This is a genomic window from Roseburia sp. OM03-7AC (assembly GCF_003462625.1).
In the GTDB taxonomy this organism is placed as follows: domain Bacteria; phylum Bacillota; class Clostridia; order Lachnospirales; family Lachnospiraceae; genus Roseburia_C; species Roseburia_C amylophila.
On the sequence record NZ_QTZJ01000004.1, the window covers coordinates 132,391 to 156,292 of the forward strand.

Below are 23,902 nucleotides of genomic sequence, written 5' to 3' on the forward strand. Positions count from 1 at the left end.
TTTCGTTTTCCGATTTTTTATTCTGCTGCCTTCAGTCCATACTCTGCTGCCAGCTTTGCAAATGCCTGCATGGAATTTACTACTGTCTCATAAGAAGTGCAGTATGCAAGACGTACATAACCGCCATAGCCGAAGGCACTTCCTTTTACCAGAATCAAATGGTATTTCTTCGCAGCTTCTACAAATTCTTCTTCCTTTGCAACCGGAGATTTCAGCCACAGATAAAATGCTCCCTGTGGTTTGATGCAGGTGAATCCAAGCTTCGTCAGTCCTTCATATAAAGCAATACGGTTGCGGTCATAAAATTCAAGATTAGTCTTTTCCTTTAAGCACTCTGCCACTGCTTTCTGAATGAGGGATGGTGCATTTACAAAGCCAAGAGTACGGTTTGATACGGTAATTCCCTCGATTAATTCTGCGGAATCTGCCGCTTCATCCGGCACTACCACATAACCGATCCGCTCGCCCGGAAGTGATAAAGATTTACTGAAGGAATATCCTACCAGCGTATCTTTATAATATTTCGTCAGGAAATTCTCCTGTACGCCGTCGTAAACCAGTTCACGGTATGGTTCATCGGAAATAAGATAAATGTCGGTTCCAAATTTCTCTTCCTTCGCAGTTAAAATTCTAGCAATCTCTTTTAAGGTTGCATCTGAATATACCACTCCGGTCGGGTTGTTCGGATTGTTGATGATAACCGCTCTTGTATCTTTTGTAATTTTTCGTTCAAAGTCTGCTAAATCCGGCATAAAATCTGCTTCATCTGGCATGACTTCCACAATCTTTGCATCGAAGTTTGCGGCATAGCTTTTATATTCACCAAAATACGGAGCAAATACCATAACTTCATTGCCCGGATCTAAAATCGTCTTAAAAATAATATTCAGACCGCCTGCTGCACCAACTGTCATAATCAGGTTCTTCCCATGGAAATTGGTTCCGAAGCGTTCATTTAAGTTCTCTGCAATTGCCTCTCTTACTTCCTCATAGCCTGCATTTGCCATATATCCATGCACCACAAGTGGGTCTTCTTTATCCAAAATATCATAAATTGCTGTCTTAATTTTTTCCGGTGCCGGTGTAGCTGGATTGCCAAGGCTGAAATCATACACATTTTCTGCCCCATATCTGGCAGCCATTTCTTTTCCTTCCATAAACATGGCACGAATTGCAGAGCTTCCTGCCATTGCCTGTTTTATCTTTTTTGACAACATATCTTATGCCTTCTTTCTCTTTCTATTCTGTTACAGTATAGCTGAGACTATCCGTAAAATCAATCTGTTTTCTTGTTTCCGATGGGAATCTGCGTGATAATAATTGCCACAAACATCAATACGCAGCCTAAAATTTCTTTTGGGGATAATACCTGTCCCAAGATCACCCAGCCAGCCAGTGCGGAAATCACGGATTCCAGGCTCATAATAAGGGATGCGATAACCGGGTTGATGCCTTTCTGTCCTACAATCTGCAAGGTGTAGCCAACGCCGCAGGAAAGAAGTCCCGCATACAACAAAGGCAGCCATGCCGCCTGAATATTGGAAATATCCGGTGTCTCTGTAAACAGCATTCCTACTGCTGAAAGTACTCCGCATACAAAAAACTGTATGCAGGACATTTTTACGCCGCCTACCTTCGGTGAAAAATAATCAACCACCAGTATATGAAAGGAAAATGCCAGTGCACATAAAAGAAGCATGATGTCTGCCCTCTCAATGGTAAAACTGCCGTCCTTCATACAAAGCAGATACATTCCCACAACTGCCAGCGCTACACAAAACCACAGCTTGATTCCCGGACGCTTTCCAATAAAGATGCCGATAACCGGAATCATCACAATATACAACGCCGTAAAAAAGCCAGATTTACCAACGCTTGCTTCCATAATGCCAAACTGCTGCAGATTGGATGCAATGCAAAGAATTACACCACAGGCAATTCCGCCTATCCACAAAGTCTTTTTATCCTCTTTTTCCTGATTTTCTGCTCCTATCTCTTTCTTTTTCTTTAAAACCAGAATAACCGGGATTAGCACCAGTCCCCCCAGAACGCATCGGATTGCGTTAAAGGTAAAGGGACCAATATATTCCATGCCCACGCTCTGGGCTACAAAAGCAACGCCCCAGATGGTTGCGGTCAACAATAATATCAAAGAACTCTTTATCTGCTGTTTCATAAAATCTCCATTCTGTCCTTATTCTTTTGCATAATTTATCATATCGCTCTTATATTAATGCATTCCTTTCCTTCTTGCAAGAGTCATAACATACAACAAAGAGCATCAAAGGCGGTGCTTTTCATCCTTCCAATTGGATAACACCTTGTGCCAATGATGCTCTTTTCTTATGTCAACCAGAATCCCACTCCCGGATAAACATCTTTTTCTATTTATTTACCGTGTCAATAAAGCGTAAAAATGCTTCTCTTCCTTCTTCGGTGCATTTGTATACACCGGCATCCAGAAGAACTTCACGGAATACCAGTCCGATTTCCTTTCGGATAATCCCGTCGATATTTTCTTCCGTAATGCTCTCATATTTCGGCAAAAATTCCTCTACCCAGTCTGCATGCTTACTTAAAACTTCATTGCTCCGTAAATCAGCCCTGGAAAGAATTGCCGTCTTAAGCTGTGCCATCTCGTCCTTCAGACGTGCCGGCAGCACTGCCAGACCCATTACCTCGATTAAGCCGATATTTTCCTTCTTAATATGATGAAGCTTCGCATGCGGATGATATACGCCCAGCGGATGCTCCTTTGTTGTAATATTATTACGAAGCACTAAATCCAGTTCGTAATTATTGCCTCGTTTTCTTGCAATTGGTGTAATGGTATTATGTGGCTCCCCGTCTGTTTCTGCAAAAATAAATGCTGCCTCATCCGTATAGCCACGCCAGGTCAGAAGTATTTTATCTGCCAGCTCAATCAGCCGTTCTGTATCCGGTGCGGACAGACGGATAACTGACATCGGCCATTTTACAATTCCGGCTTTCACATCTTCAAAGCCCGCAAAGGTAATCTCTTTTTCCAGCGGTGCCTTTGCCATGGCAAATTCATAATGTCCACCCTGAAAATGATCATGACTTAAAATCGAGCCTCCTACAATCGGCAGGTCTGCATTGGAACCGACGAAATAATGTGGAAACTGTTTTACAAAATCCAGCAGTTTTCCAAAGGTTGCCTTCTCGATTTTCATCGGTGTATGCTTTCCATTAAACACGATGCAGTGCTCATTATAGTACACATAAGGAGAATACTGTAAGAACCAGTCACTATGATTGATGGTTACCGGAATAATACGGTGATTCTGTCTTGCCGGATGGTTGACTCTTCCTGCATAACCTTCATTTTCCTTACACAAAAGGCATTTCGGATAGCCGCTCTGTTTTGCCAGCTTTGCAGCTGCAATGGCTTTCGGGTCCTTTTCCGGCTTGGATAAGTTAATTGTAATATCCAGTTCACCAAACTCCGTCTCTGCGGTCCATTTCATATCCCGCATGATACGATATCTGCGGATATAATTGCTGTCCTGGCTAAGGGTATAATAATAATCTGTTGCCGCTTTTGCATCTTTCTCATAAAGATCCTGAAATTTATGAATTACTTCACCTGGTCTCGGCATCAGCATTCCCATGATTTTCGTATCAAATAAATCTCGGTATACTACGCTGTTTTCCTTTAAAATGCCTTTTTCATAAGCATAATCCAGCAGACGGTTTAATAATTCTTCCAGACTCTCTTCTGCTTCTTCTCTGCTCATCGGAGTCCGTGACTGATAAGCTGCCACAGCGTCCTCATCTAATTCTTCTAATTCAAACAATTCCAGTAGGCGGTTGATGGTAAATCTTTCATCTTCCTTCGGAACCAGTCCGGTTACCATGCCATATTCTGTTAATTTTAAGATATCTTCACAAATCATGACTTTCCTCCTGTTTCTTATGCCAGTCTGGATGGACCATCTCCAATTTCTACCACATAGAAATCTGCGCTGTATCCAATTTTCTTTTCATAGGCACTGCCTACTGCTTCAATAAAATGTTCTACTGCTTCATCCTTTACAATACTGACGGTGCATCCGCCAAAGCCTGCACCTGTCATACGGGATCCAATGACTCCATCCACCTTCCAGGCTTCTTCCACTAAGGTATCCAGTTCAATTCCGGTTACTTCATAATCATCCCTTAAGGATACATGGGATGCATTCATCAGCTTTCCAAAGGTTTCCACATCATTTTCTTTCAAAGCTTCCACTGCTTTTAGGGTTCTCTGGTTCTCATATACCGCATGTTTTGCCCGACGCATGCGGACCTCACTTCCGATGGCTCCCTTATATTCTTCAAACTGTTCCTCGGACAATTCACCAAGACTTTTGATGTCCACCACCTTCTGTAATTCTGCCAGTGCTTCCTCACACTCTGCACGACGTTCATTATATTTCGAATCACCCAGACCACGCTTCTTATTGCTGCAGGAAATTACAATTTTAGCATCTTTTAAACGAACCGGCGCATATTCATATTTTAAAGTAGCCGTGTCTAAGAAAATTGCATGCTCTGCTTTTCCCATGGCAATGGCAAACTGATCCATGATGCCACAGTTCACTCCATTGAATTTATTCTCTGAAAACTGTCCGATTAAAGCCAGATCCTGATTCGTTACACCAAATCCGAATAAGTCCTTTAAGATATATCCGGTCAGTACCTCAACAGATGCAGAAGAAGAAAGTCCGGAACCATTCGGGATATTTCCAAATAATAACAAATCCAGTCCGGTATCTACCTGCATGCCCTTTTCTCCAAACGCCCAGATAACACCCTTCGGATAATTCGTCCAGTCTGCTTCTTTCTCCGGTTTCAAGCCTTCAATGGAAGATTCCAGCACACCAAGCTGTTCAAAATTCATGGAATAAAATCTCAGTTTCTTATCGGCACGTTTTCTTGCCACGCCATAAGTTCCAATGGTCAGTGCACATGGAAATACATGACCTCCGTTGTAATCCGTATGCTCTCCAATCAGATTCACACGTCCCGGTGCAAAATACACACGGATGTCTCCTTCATCCCCAAATAATTCCTTAAACCTTGTCAAAACCTGCTCCTTCATCAATACATTCTCCTTTCGATTTATTTTCATCCGTTCCTGTTATCCGGCACATTTTCACAGGATATTATTCATCTGTCTTTGTGCTCGTCAGCAACATAATTTATATTTTTTACTTCTTGATAAGATTATACTATATGCCCTGTTTCTTTGCAATATTGCCGTTCTAGTCTGCAACATCTCAATTGCTATTTGGCAACATTTTTCCATATGCAAGATAAGGATTTATAAATAACTGTGAAAATATAAAATCTTATATAAAAACACCAGTCTCTGTCTGAATGAATAAGATACGAGGGAGGGCTGTAAGGGACATTGGAAATTCGATAAAAGCGTATCTGCTTCCGGCAACCGGCGCAAATTCACATCCATGTTCATCTGCGCCTCGCCGGTACATCCCTGTACCGGCGTTGCCTGTTTCCGAACGAATTTCATAAGTCCCTAACAGCCTCCCTCATGTATCTGTAATCATCCAGGCAGAGGCTGGTGTTATTTCTATTACATTTCTATTTTCAATTTTATTTCCGATGTCATTAGAATTGTCTGAACCGAGGGTAGTGTTCTCTTTCCCTGCTTTTATTTTACAATGCTGCTTCAGCGGCTGCCAGCTTGTCCAGTGCACTCTGTGGTACCTTCGCTTTTGCGCCCTCGCTTAAGGCATTATAGGCATTTCTTGCATTGGCTACTGCTGCTGCATCTGTGGCAGTTATCGTATCTGGCAATGCCATGATTGTATTCGTTACGTTCTGTGCATCGATACTTTCCTGATTCTGCAATTCCTGCAGGGCCTGTTCATACTGCAACTGTGACAGAGCTGACTCGGCTGCTGTCAGCACATTCAGATTCTTTACATATGCTTTGGCGCTGTCAGATAAAGCATCATACTGGGAACGGACAGATGCAATGGTTCCTGCGGAGTCCAGGGTTACTGTTCCAATGGAGGTGATTGCCTCATCTACTGCAGATGCTGCATCCATATCCTTGCCCTTCTGGCTCTCGGTTCCCGGCAGTTCATAAACAAGCACCGGATAACCAGCTTCTATATTTTCATAAATTGTTTTTGCTGCACTGTATGGAAGATTGATACATCCATGTGAACCGCTTCTTTTATAAATTGTTCCACCAAAAGTACTTCTCCAGCTGGCATCATGCATTCCAACACCACCGTTAAACGGCATCCAGAAAGATACCGGAGACTCATAATCTTCGCCGCGAAGCACCGCATCCTTTGCCTTATAAGTAACACCAAAAGAGCCGGACGGCGTTCCATGATTCTTTGCAAGGTTACCGGAGACAAAATCAGATTCTACCACCAGCGATCCGTTCTTATAGAAAAACAAATGCTGTGCGGTCAGATTGATTTCCACATATGTATTACCATAGTCATTCTCACCATGGCTGTTAGCCGTCTGGGAATAAACCGGCTCTCTTGTTACATCCTTACCGGCTTTCAAATCCTCCAGTATCATTTCCTTTTCAGCTGCATTATCTACCCACCATCCGTAATTTCCACCATAAATTGTCACTGTCTGTCCATAAGAGGTATCCAGTGTCCGGTTTCCATAGGCGGTATTATAATTTTTTGCCATAGCTTTTACATAAGCGCTCAATGCCTCATCATCTACAGACACATTGAAATCATCATCCACAGAAAGCCAGGTACTGATGGTTTCTCCATCCAAAACCACATCATCCTTGCCTTCTGCCTGATAGGTAATCTTCATCTGGGTATATTTATTCAAAGTATCCAATGCATCCTGAAATACATCATCCTCTTCTTTTACCTTAGGGTCTTCATAACAGCCTTCCCCGGAAAGGTCAAATTCCGGCTGCATTTTATCCAAGGCTTCTTTGATTTTCTCCGTAAATGCTTCTTTATCGATTTTTGTTCCATATACCTCCGGCTGCACTTCATAGCCATCCTTTGTATAATCCTTAATCTTTGCATTTTCGGAATCCGTCCATTTGCCTTCATCCATACAGGACAAATTATCCAGAACATCCTTCAATTTTTCTTCATCAAAAGTTATCATGGTTTCCACTTCGTATTTCCGTGGAGAAATAAGATAGTACGGCCATGCAAATCCATTCTGCTTCTTTAAAAGCTCTTTTACCTGCTTATCAAATACCGGCTCCATGTCAATGTCTGTTCCATTGATGCTCTCTGTCTTATCCTCACGCTCCACCAGCTTCATCTCATACCTGGATGCCTGCTTCGTAATCTTCTTTTCCACACCACTGGTTGAGGAAGCGGATACCCCCACATTATTTATCGTGGTACGAAATGCAAAATGGCTCTGAAAAAACAGTGCCAGCACCAGATAAATCACAACTAATATTCCTACAGGAATTCCGATTACACAAAGAAGTTTTTTTCTGCTCATTTTTTCCTTCGCAGTTTCCTGCTGTTTCTCTTCATTCTTCTTCATATCCCTTAACCTTTCTATTTTGCTAGTTTCCATTATAGTTGACCGTTTTTCTTTGTCAATGAAATCCCGCATTTGTAATATTTATTTAAAAAATGAAATACATTTTCTTGTATTCTTGCACAATGAAAATGTTCCTTTTCCATTAAAATCTTAAGAATTCCATAAAAATTATTAAATTCAATTTTATAGCATTGTTTTTTAAAAAATGCTGTGCTAGAATTCCAAAATAGAAGTAGTATTCTTACATTAAAGAAGGGAAATCCGATATTGAAAAAAGGTAACTTTAAGCAAAATCTCAAAGCATTTTTTCAAAAATATAAGCACGCATGGGTTCTGCTGTATGTATTCATATATTTTCCATGGTTTGCCTATCTGGAAAAACATGTGACTTCAAATTTCAACGTAATACATACTGCACTGGATGATAAAATCCCATTTATAGAATTTTTCATCGTACCATATATGTTATGGTTTGGATATGTTGCATATGCGGTTCTTTACTTTTTCTTCAAAAATAAAGAAGATTATTACCGGCTCTGTACATTCCTGTTTGTGGGAATGACTGTATTTCTGGTAGTATCCAGCCTCTATCCAAACGGACATTATCTCCGCCCGCATTCCTTTGAGCATGACAATGTCTTCACCCATATGGTAGCCTGGCTTTATGCAACCGATACACCGACAAACCTGTTTCCAAGTATTCATGTTTATAATTCGCTCGGTGTTCACATTGCAATCTGTAACAGTAAAGAATTTAAGAATCGTCCGAAGTTAAAGCTGGCTTCTTTCATTCTTATGGCCAGCATTATTCTTGCAACCATGTTCTTAAAACAGCATTCTGTATTTGATGTGGTTACTGCATTTGTAATGGCTGCTGTCATGTACTCTTTCGTCTACGGCAGGAACTTTGCTTTCGGCCGCAGCAAGGCAAAAGAATCTTTAGAAAAACAGCTTAAACACATATAGTTTTTATAAAAGAACTGCTGCTCCATTTTGAGCAGCAGTTTTTTTATTTCAAATGTTCGATTTCATCCATCCAGATACGCACTGATGCATCACTTGGCATTCTTAAATCACCTCTTGGTGATACTGCTACCGTACCGACCTTTGGTCCATCCGGCAGACAGGAACGTTTAAACTGCTGTGAGAAGAAACGGCGGTAGAAGGTCTTTAACCATTTCAAAATCACTGCATTGTCGTACTGCCCCGCAAATGCCACCTGTGCCAGGCGATATATTTTTGCCGGAGCAAAGCCAAATCGCATCACATAATATAAATAGAAATCATGCAGTTCATACGGTCCTACAATATCCTCTGTCTTCTGGGCGATTTTTCCATTTTCCGGCGGAAGCAGTTCCGGGCTGACCGGTGTATCTAAGACATCATAAAGTACAGTTGAAAGTTCCTTATTTCCACAGGTGTCTGCATAGTAGTGTACCAGATGGCGCACCAGCGTCTTCGGTACGGATGCATTCACTCCATACATGGACATATGGTCACCGTTATAGGTAGCCCAGCCCAATGCCAGCTCTGACATATCTCCGGTTCCGATTACCATACCATTATTCTTATTGGCAATGTCCATCAGAATCTGGGTACGTTCCCTTGCCTGTCCATTTTCATAAGTGACATCATGTACGCTTTCATCCTGACCAATATCCCGGAAATGAATGCGTACTGCTTCTTTGATATCTACTTCTATCAGCTTTGCGCCAAGACAGCGAATGAGACTTAATGCATTCTCATAGGTACGGTCTGTGGTTCCAAAGCCCGGCATGGTAACTGCATATATCTGCTCTCTCGGAAGCTTCAGCCGGTCAAATGCCTGCACCGTAACCAGAAGTGCCAGTGTGGAATCTAATCCTCCGGAAATGCCTACCACTGTGCATTTACATCCGGTATGCTCTAACCGTTTCTTAAGTCCCATGGACTGAATAGCTAAAATCTCTTCACAACGTTTATCACGCTTGTCCTTATTGCCCGGAACGAATGGCGCCGGATCCACGAAACGGCTCAGCGTTGTATCTGATTTATCAATAAAGAAAGAAAATCTAAGATAATCCTTGCCTCTGCTGCCTGCTGCAAAAGTGCTCATTCTCCGTCTTTCGGATACCAGACGTTCCATATCAATTTCAGAATATACCGTCTCATTGGTAAAACGTTCGGATTCTGCTAAAACCGCTCCGTTTTCTGCAATGATATTATGCCCGGAATATACTACATCCTGTGTGGATTCTCCATCTCCGGCACTGACATAGACATAGCCACAGAGCAGGCGGGCAGACTGTCCTGCAACCAGCTCTCTCCGGTAAATATCCTTTCCGGTTGTCTCATCACTGGCAGAAAGATTTACGATTAAAGTTGCTCCTGCCAGAGCATGGGAAATACTCGGCGGGTTTGGTGTCCAGACATCCTCGCAGATTTCCACACCGATTACCAGCTCCGGCAATACATCATCACACTGGAACAAAATGTGGCTTCCCATCGGTACATGATAAGCCGGTGCAATATCTACACCCTCTGCTTCTTCTTTTCCCGGAGTAAAATATCTTGCTTCATAGAATTCATTGTAATTTGGAATATGGGTCTTTGGCACGATGCCGATAATCTCGCCTTTGTTTAAAGCTGCTGCCACATTATAAAGCTTGCCTTCATGCATCAGGGGCAGACCAACAAATACAACGGCATCCAAAGCACCGAGTTCCTTTGCCAGCCATACCAGCCGCTCCCTTGCGCTTCTTAATAAAGTCTCCTGTAAAAATAAATCGCCACAGGTATATCCGGTAATGCAAAGCTCCGGGCACACAATGACTTTGGCTCCGTTTGCTGCTGCTTCCATTACTGCCGCTTTTATTCGAATGGTATTTTCTACCGGATCTGCGACTACTACTTTTGGTGTTACTGCTGCTACTTTGATAAATCCATCTCTCATTTTCTTATCTCCCTTAAATCATCCGGACTGAATACATAATTCTCATTACAGAAATGACATTTTACTTCAATCGGTTCTTCATCCTTGATTAAATCATCCAAATCTTTCTTGCTTAAGCTTGCCAGTGCTTTTGCCACACGCTCTTTGGAACAGTCACAATGGAAGGTAACCGGCATCGTATCATTGATTTCAAGCTTCATCTCTCCTAAGATTTCCTCTAAAATCATTTCCGGTGTCATGCCCTTTTCCAACATTTCTGTTACGGATGCTATCTGTGCGATTTTCTGCTCTAAAGTATCAATGACTGCATCCTCTGTAAACGGCATCAGCTGAATGATAAACCCGCCTGCCTGACGCACTGTATTGTCCTTATTCATGAGAACTCCTAAACCCACGGAAGATGGTACCTGCTCGGATACTGCAAAATAATAGGTTAAATCCTCTGCGATTTCACCGGTCTGAAGCTCGGTCTGTCCTACATACGGATCCTTTAATCCCATGTCCTTTATAACACTTAAAACACCATTTCCAATGGCTCCGCCTACATTTAATTTACCGGCTGCATTGGGTGGCAATATCACATCTGCCACGCCGGGATAGCCTTTTACACCCCCGTTAGCATTGGCAGTTACCGTAAGGCCATGCATCGGACCATTGCCCTGAATCTGCAGGGTCAGAAGGTCTTTTTCTCCCTTCATCATGCTGCCCATCATTGCTGCTGCGCTCATGGCACGTCCTAATGCTGCTGTTACAATCGGGCTGCTGTTATGACGGACTCTTGCTTCCTCCGTCATCTCTTTTGATGTAATCGCAAATGCACGAATCTGTCCATCTGCAGCTGTTGCTCTCACCATATAATCTGACATTTCTTCTTCCTCTTTCTTCTTATTTTCCCTGTTCTCTTGCGATGATATAAATCCGTTCACTGCAGGCTGTCGGTTCTTTTCCCGTCTCTACATCAAAGACACCTTCCCATTTCATACCGGCTTCTTCGATTAATTTTCGTACGGTTTCTATCTCATACGCCCGCTGAAAATGTGTTTCTTCATATCTCCGGAACAAATCATCCTCTTCTTTGATAAAAAGTGTTAAATCATACTGATTGACCTGTTCCTCCGGGTCATAATAATTTTCCCAGATAAAGCTGCTGTCCTCTCTGGTCTCGCAGAAGCTGTTGTCTCCTAAGAGTTCCTCATATTTATATCTGGTATTCATATCGAAAATAAAGATTCCGCCCGGGTCGAGATAATTATTGACCAGGGAAAATACCTGTCTCAAATCCTCTTCTGACATGATATAATTCATGGAATCGCAGACACTTACTACTGCCCGGATGGTTCCATACAATTCAAACTCCCTCATATCCTGAAGAAGATACAGTATCTCTGTATTTTCCATGGTATATTCTCTGGCTACCGAGAGCATTTCCTCGGAATTGTCCACCCCAATCATATCATAACCTTCTGCCGCTAAAAGTCTCGTCATCCTTCCGGTTCCACAGCCAAGTTCCAAAAGCAGGCCATCGTTTATTCCCTCTGCTTTTAATATGTCCACCAGATATTTTTTCCATGCTTCGTAAGGGACATTGTCCATAAATGTATCATAAACTGTTGCAAATTCTGTATATGCTTCCACACAACCACTCTTTCTGTCCTATTCTTCTGTAATACTAACAATTTTCCCTGATAAAAGCAAGTAGTCGCGCCCTAAGGCTTGATTATTTTTCCCTAAAACTTTATACTTAAAATCATAACACTACTGGGAGGAATTATGACAAACCAATTAGACCACTATATATCCAACCACATCAAAAGTCTTTACCGGCATAAGCTTTTTTCGCCGATTCTATATATGATACTGTTGATTGTTCTTTGGATTATCTTTCCCATCGGCACCATCTTAAGTCCGAAGGTTATCAACGAAAAAACTTCTCTTGATAAATTATATAAAGAGAATGACCGGTATGTCAGTATTACGCTGACGGATTTAAAATTTACCGGATACACACAGGAAGTCTTAGGGCAGACCCATGGATATTACTACTATACGATTCAGGATGGGTGCTGTAATATCGTACTGCTCTCTCCGAAGACCAGCGAAGAGGGACTTCCGAATATTAACAAAGTAACCGTTCATGCCAAAATCCAGACCGCAACCAAATCCTACCATACCCTGCTTTCTAAAATTGCTGCAGATTTGAACTGGACAGACAGCGGTATTTACGGAGAAAGCTCCTCCTATTATATCAGTGAACCCGGTTTCCGTTACGGCTTCAGTATCTTTCTGATTCTGCTTTTTGCATGCAGTGGACTTTATGCCATTTTCAGTATCATATGTTATTTTGTATACATTCATTTTCCATGGCTGTCACCGCCCTGTCAGCAGCTTGCCCGGTTCGGTTCTCCGAAGACTCTTCTTATGCAGGCAGAAGAAGAACTGGCGACACTGCCACAGCTGGCTACGGAAGATATGTTTATTACCGAGCATTTCTTTATTGAAATCTCTACGGATGGAATTGCCTTTGTTCCGATTCAGGAAATCATCTGGCTTTATAAACATTCCACCCTGCACAAGTTCTTCTGGTACCATTTCAGTATCTCCTATACGCTGTGTATCTCTGCGAAAAAGCACTTATACATCCAGTGTCCGAAGAACTTAAAATCCGATATCGACGGTATCATCGACTACTTAGCAGAAGCAAATCATGATATTCTTGTAGGCTTCAACGAAAAGAACCGCCTGAAGGTACAGGAAATTCAGGGAACACCATTGCAGTTTGAGAAGTTTATTGCACTGTTGAAAAAAAGATTATAAAAAATATGGGAATTCCGCATTACGGACTTCCCATATTCCCGGTATTTAACATTACCGGCAGGATGTGCTGATTGATTCAATGGCTACTGCCCCGCCACGCACTACTTCGATGGTCCTGAAGCGGCGTTTTAAAAGAGATATCAGTTCATTGTTGCGGCGTTCTGTCAGCTTGCACTCTAACAATACGCTGTCTTCCCCAATATCTGCCACATCTACTTTAAAGGTTGTTGCAATCTGAAATACCTCCGCTTTATCTTCCACGCTGCAATGTAGCACTTTTGCAAAAAGAATCTCTTTCATATGGATTGGTACATTGGTTAAATCAATTACCTTAATGACCTCTACCATACTGTTTAACTGCTTCTTAATCTGTTCAAATGTAATATCATCACTGGTTACACAGATTGTCATACGGGACATACTCTCATCTTCCGTGGTTCCTACGGTAAGACTCTGGAGGTTATAGGATTTGCCGGAAAAAAGTCCGGAAACCTTCGCCAGTACACCAACCTGGTTTTCTACATATAATGCAATCCATCTGTTTTTCATACCAACGTTCCTCCTATTTCAAAATCATCTGGCTCATTGCAGTTCCACTCTTAACCATCGGAAGTACAATGTCCTCTGTTGCAATCATAAATTCTATTACGGTAGAAGTCTTTTTATTCTTCTTTGCCTCTTCGAAGGCTGCATTCATTTCTTCGGTATTCATTACACGAATACCCTTTGCACCATAGCTTTCTGCCCATTTCACAAAATCCGGTTCATATACCGGGCAGTCTTTTCCCGGTCCCTTACAGTTGCTCGGACATTCCTTATGCTGACGCAGGCAGGTTGCAGAATAACGTTTTCCGTAGAAAAGCTGCTGCTGCTGGCGAACCATGCCAAGATAAAAATTATTTAAAATGCAGACAATTACCGGTGCATCCTGGCATACTGCAGTTGCCATTTCCTGCATATTCATCTGGAATCCACCATCTCCGGTGATACAGATAACCTCTTTTTCCGGACAGCCGATTTTTGCTCCGACTGCTGCCGGGAATCCAAAGCCCATTGTTCCAAGGCCCCCTGATGTAATAAAGGTTCCGCCACGTTCCATCTCAAGATACTGGGTTGCCCACATCTGATGCTGCCCAACATCTGTTGCAATAATGGCTCCTTTGAAATGCTCATTGATTCCTTCCATAATCATCTGTGGGGAAAGTCCCTTATCTCTTCGCATTTCCAGAGGATTTTCTTTGTTCCATTCCTCAATGCGGGCTATCCAGGCTGTTGTTTTCTTCGGTTCTGCCCACTCTGATAATTTTTCCAGTGCGGTTCTTGCATCTGCTACTACCGGTACATCCACCACAACGTTTCTGGAAATGGATGCTGTATCCACATCCACATGAACAATTTTTGCCTTTGGTGCAAACTCATTCAAATCGCCGGTAATGCGGTCATTGAATCTTGTTCCGATGGAGAATAATACATCACACTCAGAAACTGCCATATTGGCTGCATATCTTCCATGCATACCGCAGTTTCCCATATAATAAGGATTGGATGTGCCAATGGCTCCTTTTCCCATAATGGTGGTAACAACCGGCACCTGCATTTTAGTAACAAATTCATCAAAAATATCATTGGCACGGGCAATGTTGATTCCGCCTCCGGCAAGAATCAATGGTTTCTTGGCACTCTTTAAAAGCTTATATGCCTTTTTCAACTGTCCGATATGTACGCCTTCATTTGGCTTGTAACCACGAATCTGCACACTCTTTGGATAATCGGATGGTCCACTCTCTAACTGGATATCCTTTGGAATATCCACAAGAACCGGTCCCGGTTTTCCGGTGGTTGCAATGTGAAATGCCATGCGGATTATTTTTCCCAAATCTTTTCTGTCCCGAACGGTTACGCCGTATTTTGTTATGGAACGGGTCATTCCTACAATATCAACCTCCTGAAAGGCATCATTTCCAATCAACGGAAGTGGCACCTGACCGGTAATGCAGACAAGCGGAATACTGTCAAAATGCGCATCTGCGAGTCCTGTAATAATATTGGTGGCACCCGGTCCGCTGGTTACCAGGCATACGCCTGGCTTTCCGGTAGCTCTCGCATATCCTTCTGCCTCATGAATCAGTCCCTGCTCATGTCTGGGAAGCACCAGGTGAATATCATCCTGTTTATATAATTCATCAAAAAGGTCGGTGACCATTCCGCCCGGATAGCCAAATATGGTATCCACGTCTTCTTCCATCATCGCCTTTACAAATAATTTTCTTCCTGTAATATCCATCTAACGTCCTCCTCTATATCAATCCCATGGTCTTAAGGATAAAAATCCAGCCAGTTAAGGTAAATGCTCCCAAAAGCGTTGTTGTCACAATAATACTTGCTGTCAGCACGCCATCATTTTTCATGTTCTTTGCCATAATATAGCAGCTTGGTGTAGTTGGTGATGCAAGCATAATCAGAATTGCAATCATTTTTTCTCCGGTAAATCCCAAGGCTGCTGCCACCGGAAGTAATAAAAGCGGCTGTATCACAAGCTTGATTGCAGATGCTGCAAGGGTCGGTCTGATTTTTGCCAGGGCTTTTCTTCCCTCAAAGCCTGCACCCAGTGCAATCAACGCCAGTGGTGTTGCCATCTTTGCCACATTCTCAATGGTCTTATCTACCATGGCAGGAAAATCAAGGGACAATAATGCTGCCACCATACCAAAGGCAATTCCAAGGATAATCGGATTCTTTAATATGTTAAGAAATGCTTTCTTGATTCTGCCACCATGTGCTGCCTCTTCTCCCGCTCCTTCTTCATTGGCTTCAAAGGTCAGTACAATAACAGAAAAGATATTATAAAGCGGCACTGCCCCGATAATCATCAATGGTCCCATGGCAGAACTGCCATAAATATTTTCAATAAAGGCAAGTCCCATGACTGCGGCACTGCTCCGGAAGGAGCTTTGCACAAATGCACCACGGATGGATTTATCCTTTACAAAAAGCTTTGTGGCTCCCCAGATTACCCAGAAACAGGCGGTACTTGCCAGTGCACAGAAAAGCACATATTTCAAATCAAAGATTTCCCGGATATTTACCGTAGAAATATCCCGAAATAACATAAATGGCAAGGTCACCTTAAAATTAAACTTATTCGCCACCGTCACAAAATTATCATTGAGCATACCAATCTGCTTTAAGATATAACCGATTACCATCACAAGAAAGATTGGCATGGTGGTATTTAAACTGAAAATAAGATTATTCATTTCTTACACGTTTCTTTCTGCTTATCTTATTCTTTCATATTTTAAGAAGTAATACTCCAGATCAAAATAGGTCTGTTCATCACTGTCTTCTGTAATCTGCCATTCTTCCTTTTCATCCAGATTCGGGAAATAGGCATCTGCATCATATGCATAGTCAATCTTCGTAATATGCGCTACATCGCACTCATCCAAAAGCTGACGGTAAATGCTTTCACCGCCAATAACATAGACATCCTCACTGTTATACTGCTCTAACTCTTTATGCAGTTCGTCTAAATCATGCACTACAATGGCATCCTTCACTTTATAATTCTTATCACTGGTCAGTACAATATTGACACGGTTCTTAAGAGGCTGTCCATTTGGAAAGCTTTCCAAGGTCTTACGTCCCATGACTACCACTTTCCCGGTTGTGGTCTGACGGAAAAATTTCATATCATCCGGAATGCTTACCAGTAATTTATTCTTATAGCCAATTGCCCAATTAGCATCTACTGCTGCGATTAAATTCATCTCTTTCACCTGCTCCTTTTATATTGCGATTGGAATATCCTGAATCTGTGGTCCTGTCACATAATTATCAAGACGTACATCATTTCTGGTAAATTCATAAAAATCCTTTACATCCGGATTCAGCCAGAATGTCGGTGCGTCATACGTCGGTCTTTGAATCAGTTCCTTTATAATAGGAATATGCCGGTCATAAATATGTGCATCTGCAATCACATGCACTAACTCTCCCACACGCATATCGCACACCTGTGCCAGCATATGCATCAGTACTGCATACTGGCAGACATTCCAGTTATTGGCAGCTAAGATATCCTGGGAACGCTGATTTAAAATTGCATTCAAAGTCAGCTTATCGTCCCCCTTCTTCTGAGTTACATTAAAGGTCATGCTGTATGCGCATGGATAAAGATGCATCTCACTTAAATCCTGATGTACATATATGTTGGTCATGATTCTTCTGCTGAAAGGATTGTTCTTAAGGTCATAAATCACACGGTCTACCTGATCAAACATTCCTTCCTTATATTTATGCTTTACTCCCATCTGGTAGCCATATGCTTTTCCAATGGAGCCTGTCTCATCTGCCCATTCATCCCAGACATGGCTGTGTAAGTCATTGACATTATTGGACTTCAACTGCCAGATCCATAACATCTCATCGGTACAGCTCTTGATTGCTGTCTTTCGTAATGTAATTGCCGGAAATTCTTTGGATAAATCATACCTGTTTACCACACCAAATTTCTTAATTGTATAAGCACTGGTTCCATCCTCCCAATGTGGGCGGACCTTTTCTCCTTCTGTACTTACCCCGTTGTCCAATATATCCTGACACATATCGATAAAAATTTTATCTGCCAGACTCATGCTGCGGCACCTCCTGCGCTAGTTTTTTCACTGTTTAGAGTATATTCTAAATTAATATTGTATCGGATAATCCCACCAAGCGCAAGAGTAGAAAATTTAACATTACAAATTTATGATTGCAGCTTGTGCATTTTCTTTTTCTCCTGCAAGTTGTCTTATCAATTTTTATTATTTTATATATTATGTAATCTTAAAATCTTTCTTTTAAGATTTATGTTAATTTGTTTTCTGATTTTATTATTTTTTAGAAGAAGGGAATATGCCGGACTGGGGGATGGGCGGAAGAATTGGTCTATCCCAATATGAACCGGTCTGTTCTAATATGAATTGAATTATCGTAGTATGATTGGTTTTTATTTTATCAAAATTTATTATGTCTTGTTTTAATTTCAAGAATTCTTCATTGATTCTCGTCTCTTTATTGCATTGCATTTTTAAGTATAGAAAAAGTACCCGTAAATTTTTCTGTTTTTTACGGATACTTTTCTTATCTTTCTATTTTGTCGATTCGTTAAATCATTTTTTAACTTTATGCTTCATCTATGGCTTTTCCAATGTCATGGCGCATATACTTGTTTTCGAAGTCTACCCACTCCGTTGCCTTATAAGCATTGGCTCTTGCTTCTTTTAAGGTAGCTCCCTTGGCTGTGATGCCAAGTACACGGCCTCCGTTAGTTACAATTTTTCCTTCCTCATTTAACTTGGTTCCGGCATGGAAACAGTAGTAACCTTCTTTGCCATCAAAGTTCTCAAGGCCTTTGATTTCAAATCCTTTTTCATATGCCACCGGATATCCGTCAGATGCAAGAACAACGCATACGGCTGCATTATCTTCAAACTGTAAATCAATGGTATCTAATTTACCGTCTACGCAGGCTTCCATTACATCAATGATGTCATTTTTCATTCTCGGAAGAACTACCTGAGCCTCCGGGTCACCAAAACGGGCATTGTACTCTAATACCTTTGGTCCATCCTCTGTCAGCATCAGACCGAAGAAAATAACACCTACAAATGGTCTTCCTTCTGCTGCCATGGCATCTACGGTTGCCTGATAGATATATTTCTTACAGAAATCATCTACTTCTTTGGTATAGAAAGGACTTGGAGAGAAGTTACCCATTCCACCGGTATTTAAGCCCTGGTCTCCATCTTTGGCACGTTTGTGGTCCTGTGCGGAAGACATAATCTTAATGGTCTTGCCATCTACGAAAGAAAGCACGGATACTTCACGGCCTGTCATGAACTCTTCTATTACCATATGGTTGCCGGCAGAACCAAATTTCTTATCTTCCATGATTTCTTTTACTCCGGCTTTCGCTTCCTCTAAGGTGTTACAAATCAGAACACCTTTACCAAGTGCCAGTCCGTCTGCCTTTAATACGATTGGCATTTTTGCAGTTTCCAGATACTCCAATGCCTTTTTCGGGTCATCAAAGGTCTCATATCCTGCGGTCGGAATGTTATATTTCTTCATCAAATCTTTGGAAAATGCTTTGGATCCCTCTAAGATTGCAGCATTCTTTCTCGGTCCGAATACTTTTAATCCTTCTGCTTCAAATACATCTACAATTCCACCGACCAATGGATCATCCATTCCTACAATGGTAAAATCAATCTCTTTTTCCTTTGCAAAAGCTACCAGCTTGTCAAATTCCATGGCTCCAATGTTCACACATTCTGCCAGCTGTCCGATTCCGGCATTGCCCGGTGCACAGTAAATCTTATCTACACGGCTGCTCTTTGCTACGCTTGTCACAATTGCATGCTCTCTTCCGCCGCTTCCAACTACTAATACGTTCATGTTAATCCTCCTGTTTTCTGCAAAAAACAGCTAGTGTACCAACTTATGACACACTATCTGGTTTTCTATTTATGCGGGTAATTCTACTTCGTCTCTGGCAGAATTCTCACCCTGCCATCTTCTACCTTTACTCTTCCATTGGCAATCAGATCAATTGCCTGTGGCATAATTTTCCACTCTGCCTGTTCCATCACACGACGCTGCAGAATCTCCGGCGTATCATCCTCTTCAACTGCAACTGCTTTCTGTAAAATGATTGGGCCGGTATCTGTTCCCTCATCCACAAAATGCACCGTAGCTCCTGTTACCTTCACTCCACGGGAAAGTGCTCCTTCGTGGACTTTTAATCCATAGAAGCCTGTTCCACAGAAAGATGGAATCAGGGATGGATGAATATTGATTATCCGGTTGCGGTACTGTGCAATCATTTCCGGTGGAATTACCACCAAAAATCCTGCCAGCACCACCAAATCTACTTTATATTCATTCAATTTTTCTAAGAAATCAGCATTGAATGCCGCCCGGTTCTCATAAGATTTCGGAGAAATGCAAAGTGCCTTGATATTATGTTTTTTTGCACGCTCTAAGGCATAGGCATTCGGATTATTACTGATTACCACTTCTATCTTTGCATTGGTAATGGTTCCATTATCCATGGCATCGATAATTGCCTGAAGATTGGTTCCACCACCGGATACTAATACTGCAACTTTTAGCATAATGTAACACCCTTTTCTCCGTTTTCAATCTTACCAACAACATATGGCTTGTCTCCGGCAGATTTGATTGCTTCCATGGTTTTATCTACATCTTCCGGTGCAACTGCGAGTACCATACCAAGTCCCATGTTGTAGGTATTGTACATCATTTTTTCTTCTACATTTCCCTCTTTTGCCATCAGGGTAAAGATTGGCGGAATCGGATAGCTGTTCTTTTCAATCACTGCATGTTTTCCTTCCGGAAGCATACGTGGAACATTTTCATAGAAACCACCGCCTGTGATATGGCTGCAGGCTTTTACACGGATGCCGGCATCTTTGATGGCACGCAGTGCTTTTACATAAATTCTGGTTGGTGCAAGTAATGCTTCTCCCAAAGTAGTTCCCAGTTCTTCATGGTATGTATCAAGGGTTTCTTTATCCATAGTAAAGATTTTACGAACCAGTGAAAATCCATTGGAATGTACTCCGGTTGATGCCATACCAATCAGAACATCACCGTCTGCCAGGGTCTCGCCGGTAATCATATCTTTCTTATCACATACACCTACTGCAAATCCAGCCAGGTCATATTCATCCTCTGCCATCAGACCCGGATGCTCTGCAGTCTCTCCACCAATTAATGCTGCATCAGACTGAAGACAGCCTTCTGCTACACCTTTTACGATGGCTGCAATTTTCTCCGGATAATTCTTACCACATGCAATATAATCCAAGAAGAATAATGGTTCTCCACCTGCACAGGCAATATCATTTACACACATTGCTACTGCATCAATACCGATGGTATCATGCTTGTCCATAATCATGGCGAGCTTTACTTTCGTGCCACAGCCATCTGTTCCGGATAACAGTACCGGTTCTTCCATTTCTTTAATCTTCTCTAATGAAAATGCTCCGGAAAATCCGCCCAGCCCTCCAAGAACCTCTGGACGCATGGTCTTCTTTACATGCTCCTTCATCAGTTCTACGGACTTATATCCTGCCTCAATATCCACGCCTGCGTTCTTGTAATCCATTGTTCTTCCTCCTGAAATTATTCTTTATCTTGCTCTTTATTTTTTCAGTGCAAGTATGGAAATGCTTCGCATTTCCATACTACGGGCTTTCGCCCTATCAGACCTTTTAATCAGCCCGTTTGGACTGCCAGCAGCCCAACGGACTGCTTATAAGGTCTGGCACTGCTCAATGCTACTTACATTATAACGTCATTTGCTTATAAAGACCAATTATATATAGTAATACCACTAATTAGTTTTTCTAATTAATGGTATCTGGTTGCTTATTTCTACTTATAATTTACTTTTATTTCAATCGGGTTGTCCCATCTAATATGGCATGGGTCAAAGTATCTCCCTGATAGGATAATTTCAGTGAAAAGAAGCTCTCCCTCTCTTCTAACAGCCGGAAAAATATCTTATCACCTTCCCAGATAGGCAAATTATATACTTCTTCCTTTGGCACCCATTCCAGTGTTCCTTCGTTGCACTCGGTCATCGTACCGTAGAATTCATCTGCCGTATATAGAAACATATACTCCGTCGGCCACGCATCGGAATCAAAAGTGACCACGCCCCGCAGCCGATAAGAATCCAAGGTAAGCCCGGTTTCTTCTTTCACTTCCCGAAGCAGGCATTCTTCCGGAGATTCTCCGGCTTCAAAATGACCGCCAACACCAACCCATTTATCTTTATTTACATCATGGCTTTTCTTCACCCGGTGCATCATCAGGTAGCAATTTTCCTTTTCTATATAGCAAAGCGTTGTATTTTCCGAACGTCTTTCTTCCATTTTTCTTTCTCTCTTCCGCTTTCTTTTTTACTTTCTTCCATGACTCTATGGTTCTATGCCGCTATCCGAAGCTTCCGGAAGCATACTTTGAAATAAATAATCTCGGCAATTGCTGTAATCGACCAGGAAAATGCATACAAAAGATATAAGGATGCAATGGTTCCAAAATATGCAAAAATTGTATATACCCAGATTACACGGAATACGCAGGAGCCCATGATAACAATAATGGTCGGCACAATGCTCTTTCCAATTCCGCGGGATGCCGCAATAGTGCAGTCCATAAATGCGGAAAGTGCATAGGAAAATCCCATAATCTTAATCCGCTCCATTCCGGCTTCAATTACCTCCGGTTTGCTGGCAAAAAGAGACAGGAACTGTCTTCCGAAAACCACCAGCAGCCCACCAAAAATTACGCCTGCCAGAAACGAATACAATAAACTGATGCGGTAACTTTTTATCATGCGTTCCCTGTTTCCTGCCCCCATATTCTGTCCCATGAAACTGGCGCATGCCGTATAAAATGCTGTCATAATATTAAAAATCAGCGTATCTGCATTGATTGCCGCTGAATTGCCGGACACCATAACCGCATCAAAGGAGTTGACTCCGGTCTGCACAAAAAGATTTGCAATTGCAAAGATTGCATTCTGCATTCCGCCCGGAACGCCAAGCATCAGCACACTTTTCGCCGCTTCCTTATGAAAACGCAGTCTGGAAAAGTAAAGCCTGCAGCTATCCTTTCTCCGGCACAGATGAGAAACCACCAAAATAGCTGACACATACTGAGCAATAACGCTGGCAATTGCCACTCCGCCTGCTGCCATATTACACTGGATAACAAAGAAAAGATTTAATAACACATTTAACACACCGGCAATACTCAGATAAATAAGTGGAAGCTTCGTCTCGCCGGATGCACTTAAAACACCATTTCCAAAATTGTAAATTGCAAGTGCCGGAAGCCCCAGTGCATAAATCCGAAAATATAGTACTGCGCCATCCATAAACTCTGATTTTGTATGTAAAATGTTTAAAAATGGCTCCGCAAATATATTACATATCAGGCACAGTATAAGTCCTGCCACCAGACAAATCAATGCCGCCGTGTGCACGGTTTCTTCCGTTCCCTTCGCATCGCCTACGCCCAGTTTATGCGCTACCCTTACATTAACACCGCCACCCATTCCAATCAGGAAGCCGGTAAATAAGGACACCAACAGCGTGGTCGAGCCAACCGACCCAAGGGGGATATATCCTGCATATTTTCCTACAATTGCTACGTCACTTAAATTAAATAATACTTCTAATATCTGAGAACACATCAACGGTATGCTAAAGAGGAAGATGTTCTTCCATAAAGAGCCGGATGTCATCCCGATACTTTTTCTTCTGCTTTCTGCTTTACTGCTCATAATTTTATTTCACTTTGGTTGGTTTGCTGTTCCTTTCCTGCCATATATCTTCTTTGATAATAATCCATTGTACGATAATCTATTACATCACGCAATCCTCTTACTTTTCCATAGTTAAAGAAGGATAGGCATCAAGCATAGACTGTCTTGCTTCTTTTAAAAATTGTACTACTCGTTCCATGATGTAATCCATTCTTTAATATCTTTTATAATCTACGTCACGTCATAGGAAGCCTTGTCGTTAGCAGAAAGACAGAATTGTT

20 protein-coding genes are annotated in these 23,902 nt (G+C 41.9%); 2 read left to right on the forward strand and 18 right to left on the reverse strand.

Features of this window, described 5'->3' with window-relative positions; genetic code table 11:
* Positions 1–17: 17 nt before the first annotated feature.
* From DXB39_RS10195 to DXB39_RS10220, 5 genes are all read right to left on the reverse strand, one after another.
* The gene (locus DXB39_RS10195; RefSeq protein ID WP_117841771.1) at positions 18–1,217 is read right to left on the reverse strand and encodes a pyridoxal phosphate-dependent aminotransferase; all 1,200 of its coding nucleotides are present in this window, start codon (positions 1,215–1,217) and stop codon (positions 18–20) included.
* A gap of 59 nt (positions 1,218–1,276) precedes the next feature.
* The gene (locus DXB39_RS10200) at positions 1,277–2,176 is read right to left on the reverse strand and encodes a DMT family transporter (RefSeq protein WP_117841770.1); all 900 of its coding nucleotides are present in this window, start codon (positions 2,174–2,176) and stop codon (positions 1,277–1,279) included.
* Positions 2,177–2,384: 208 nt separating this feature from the next.
* A complete protein-coding gene (galT, locus tag DXB39_RS10205; RefSeq protein ID WP_117841769.1) occupies positions 2,385–3,917 on the reverse strand; it encodes a UDP-glucose--hexose-1-phosphate uridylyltransferase in 1,533 nt (510 codons plus the stop codon).
* Positions 3,918–3,934: 17 nt separating this feature from the next.
* Positions 3,935–5,101, reverse strand: a complete 1,167-nt coding sequence (locus DXB39_RS10210; protein ID WP_199534364.1) for a galactokinase — start codon at positions 5,099–5,101, stop codon at positions 3,935–3,937.
* 578 nt (positions 5,102–5,679) lie between these two features.
* Positions 5,680–7,527, reverse strand: a complete 1,848-nt coding sequence (locus DXB39_RS10220; protein WP_243006021.1) for a peptidoglycan binding domain-containing protein — start codon at positions 7,525–7,527, stop codon at positions 5,680–5,682.
* 267 nt (positions 7,528–7,794) lie between these two features.
* Here DXB39_RS10220 and DXB39_RS10225 point away from each other — a divergent pair, with 267 nt between their 5' ends.
* On the forward strand, positions 7,795–8,493 hold the full coding sequence (locus tag DXB39_RS10225; RefSeq protein WP_117841767.1) for a phosphatase PAP2 family protein: 699 nt from the start codon (positions 7,795–7,797) through the stop codon (positions 8,491–8,493).
* Between the two features lie 43 nt (positions 8,494–8,536).
* Here DXB39_RS10225 and DXB39_RS10230 read toward each other — a convergent pair whose 3' ends face one another.
* Genes DXB39_RS10230 through DXB39_RS10240 form a run of 3 tightly spaced genes read right to left on the reverse strand, consistent with a single transcriptional unit; the run spans position 8,537 to position 12,094 of the window.
* The gene (locus DXB39_RS10230) at positions 8,537–10,459 is read right to left on the reverse strand and encodes an NAD(+) synthase (protein ID WP_117841766.1); all 1,923 of its coding nucleotides are present in this window, start codon (positions 10,457–10,459) and stop codon (positions 8,537–8,539) included.
* Entirely contained in the window at positions 10,456–11,325 is an 870-nt protein-coding gene (gene hslO, locus DXB39_RS10235; RefSeq protein ID WP_117841765.1) for an Hsp33 family molecular chaperone HslO, read from the reverse strand. The genes DXB39_RS10230 and hslO overlap by 4 nt, the downstream gene beginning before the upstream one ends.
* A 19-nt stretch (positions 11,326–11,344) precedes the next feature.
* Positions 11,345–12,094 carry a class I SAM-dependent DNA methyltransferase gene (locus DXB39_RS10240; protein WP_117698017.1) on the reverse strand — a complete coding sequence of 250 codons (750 nt, stop codon included), beginning with the start codon at positions 12,092–12,094 and terminating at the stop codon, positions 11,345–11,347.
* Between the two features lie 135 nt (positions 12,095–12,229).
* Between DXB39_RS10240 and DXB39_RS10245 the strand changes: the two genes are divergently transcribed.
* Positions 12,230–13,273, forward strand: coding sequence for a DUF6709 family protein (locus DXB39_RS10245; protein ID WP_022243394.1), 1,044 nt, complete (start codon positions 12,230–12,232; stop codon positions 13,271–13,273).
* Positions 13,274–13,324: 51 nt separating this feature from the next.
* Here the strand turns inward: DXB39_RS10245 and ilvN are convergent, their stop codons facing one another.
* The 10 genes from ilvN to DXB39_RS10295 form a co-directional block, all read right to left on the reverse strand.
* Positions 13,325–13,822 (reverse strand): acetolactate synthase small subunit, encoded by a 498-nt coding sequence (gene ilvN, locus DXB39_RS10250; RefSeq protein ID WP_117841764.1) that lies wholly within the window; start codon positions 13,820–13,822, stop codon positions 13,325–13,327.
* Between the two features lie 13 nt (positions 13,823–13,835).
* Entirely contained in the window at positions 13,836–15,557 is a 1,722-nt protein-coding gene (ilvB, locus tag DXB39_RS10255; protein ID WP_117841763.1) for a biosynthetic-type acetolactate synthase large subunit, read from the reverse strand.
* A gap of 13 nt (positions 15,558–15,570) precedes the next feature.
* Positions 15,571–16,530, reverse strand: a complete 960-nt coding sequence (locus DXB39_RS10260; protein WP_117841762.1) for an AEC family transporter — start codon at positions 16,528–16,530, stop codon at positions 15,571–15,573.
* A 21-nt stretch (positions 16,531–16,551) separates the two neighbouring features.
* A complete protein-coding gene (locus DXB39_RS10265; RefSeq protein ID WP_117841761.1) occupies positions 16,552–17,043 on the reverse strand; it encodes a dihydrofolate reductase in 492 nt (163 codons plus the stop codon).
* A gap of 18 nt (positions 17,044–17,061) precedes the next feature.
* Positions 17,062–17,910 carry a thymidylate synthase gene (gene thyA / locus DXB39_RS10270; RefSeq protein WP_117698015.1) on the reverse strand — a complete coding sequence of 283 codons (849 nt, stop codon included), beginning with the start codon at positions 17,908–17,910 and terminating at the stop codon, positions 17,062–17,064.
* 529 nt (positions 17,911–18,439) lie between these two features.
* Complete coding sequence (gene purD / locus DXB39_RS10275) at positions 18,440–19,714, reverse strand: phosphoribosylamine--glycine ligase (protein ID WP_117841760.1); 1,275 nt, start codon at positions 19,712–19,714, stop codon at positions 18,440–18,442.
* Between the two features lie 83 nt (positions 19,715–19,797).
* A complete protein-coding gene (purN, locus tag DXB39_RS10280) occupies positions 19,798–20,433 on the reverse strand; it encodes a phosphoribosylglycinamide formyltransferase (RefSeq protein ID WP_117841759.1) in 636 nt (211 codons plus the stop codon).
* A complete protein-coding gene (gene purM, locus DXB39_RS10285) occupies positions 20,427–21,452 on the reverse strand; it encodes a phosphoribosylformylglycinamidine cyclo-ligase (protein ID WP_022243386.1) in 1,026 nt (341 codons plus the stop codon). Before purM ends, purN begins: the two co-directional genes overlap by 7 nt.
* Positions 21,453–21,738: 286 nt before the next feature.
* Positions 21,739–22,224 carry an NUDIX hydrolase gene (locus DXB39_RS10290; RefSeq protein WP_117698013.1) on the reverse strand — a complete coding sequence of 162 codons (486 nt, stop codon included), beginning with the start codon at positions 22,222–22,224 and terminating at the stop codon, positions 21,739–21,741.
* A 53-nt stretch (positions 22,225–22,277) separates the two neighbouring features.
* Positions 22,278–23,639: an MATE family efflux transporter gene (locus DXB39_RS10295; RefSeq protein WP_117698012.1), complete on the reverse strand. Its 1,362-nt coding sequence runs from the start codon at positions 23,637–23,639 to the stop codon at positions 22,278–22,280.
* Between the last annotated feature and the right edge of the window lie 263 nt (positions 23,640–23,902).

Coding starts and splice junctions, on each gene's coding strand:
- DXB39_RS10195 (WP_117841771.1), bottom strand. CDS start 1,217: ATGTTGTCAAAAAAGATAAAACAGGCAATGGCAGGAAGCTCTGCAATT.
- DXB39_RS10200 (WP_117841770.1), bottom strand. CDS start 2,176: ATGAAACAGCAGATAAAGAGTTCTTTGATATTATTGTTGACCGCAACC.
- galT (WP_117841769.1), bottom strand. CDS start 3,917: ATGATTTGTGAAGATATCTTAAAATTAACAGAATATGGCATGGTAACC.
- DXB39_RS10210 (WP_199534364.1), bottom strand. CDS start 5,101: ATGAAGGAGCAGGTTTTGACAAGGTTTAAGGAATTATTTGGGGATGAA.
- DXB39_RS10220 (WP_243006021.1), bottom strand. CDS start 7,527: ATGAAGAAGAATGAAGAGAAACAGCAGGAAACTGCGAAGGAAAAAATG.
- DXB39_RS10230 (WP_117841766.1), bottom strand. CDS start 10,459: ATGAGAGATGGATTTATCAAAGTAGCAGCAGTAACACCAAAAGTAGTA.
- hslO (WP_117841765.1), bottom strand. CDS start 11,325: ATGTCAGATTATATGGTGAGAGCAACAGCTGCAGATGGACAGATTCGT.
- DXB39_RS10245 (WP_022243394.1), top strand. CDS start 12,230: ATGACAAACCAATTAGACCACTATATATCCAACCACATCAAAAGTCTT.
- ilvN (WP_117841764.1), bottom strand. CDS start 13,822: ATGAAAAACAGATGGATTGCATTATATGTAGAAAACCAGGTTGGTGTA.
- ilvB (WP_117841763.1), bottom strand. CDS start 15,557: ATGGATATTACAGGAAGAAAATTATTTGTAAAGGCGATGATGGAAGAA.
- DXB39_RS10260 (WP_117841762.1), bottom strand. CDS start 16,530: ATGAATAATCTTATTTTCAGTTTAAATACCACCATGCCAATCTTTCTT.
- DXB39_RS10265 (WP_117841761.1), bottom strand. CDS start 17,043: ATGAATTTAATCGCAGCAGTAGATGCTAATTGGGCAATTGGCTATAAG.
- thyA (WP_117698015.1), bottom strand. CDS start 17,910: ATGAGTCTGGCAGATAAAATTTTTATCGATATGTGTCAGGATATATTG.
- purD (WP_117841760.1), bottom strand. CDS start 19,714: ATGAACGTATTAGTAGTTGGAAGCGGCGGAAGAGAGCATGCAATTGTG.
- purN (WP_117841759.1), bottom strand. CDS start 20,433: ATGCTAAAAGTTGCAGTATTAGTATCCGGTGGTGGAACCAATCTTCAG.
- purM (WP_022243386.1), bottom strand. CDS start 21,452: ATGGATTACAAGAACGCAGGCGTGGATATTGAGGCAGGATATAAGTCC.
- DXB39_RS10290 (WP_117698013.1), bottom strand. CDS start 22,224: ATGGAAGAAAGACGTTCGGAAAATACAACGCTTTGCTATATAGAAAAG.
- DXB39_RS10295 (WP_117698012.1), bottom strand. CDS start 23,639: ATGAGCAGTAAAGCAGAAAGCAGAAGAAAAAGTATCGGGATGACATCC.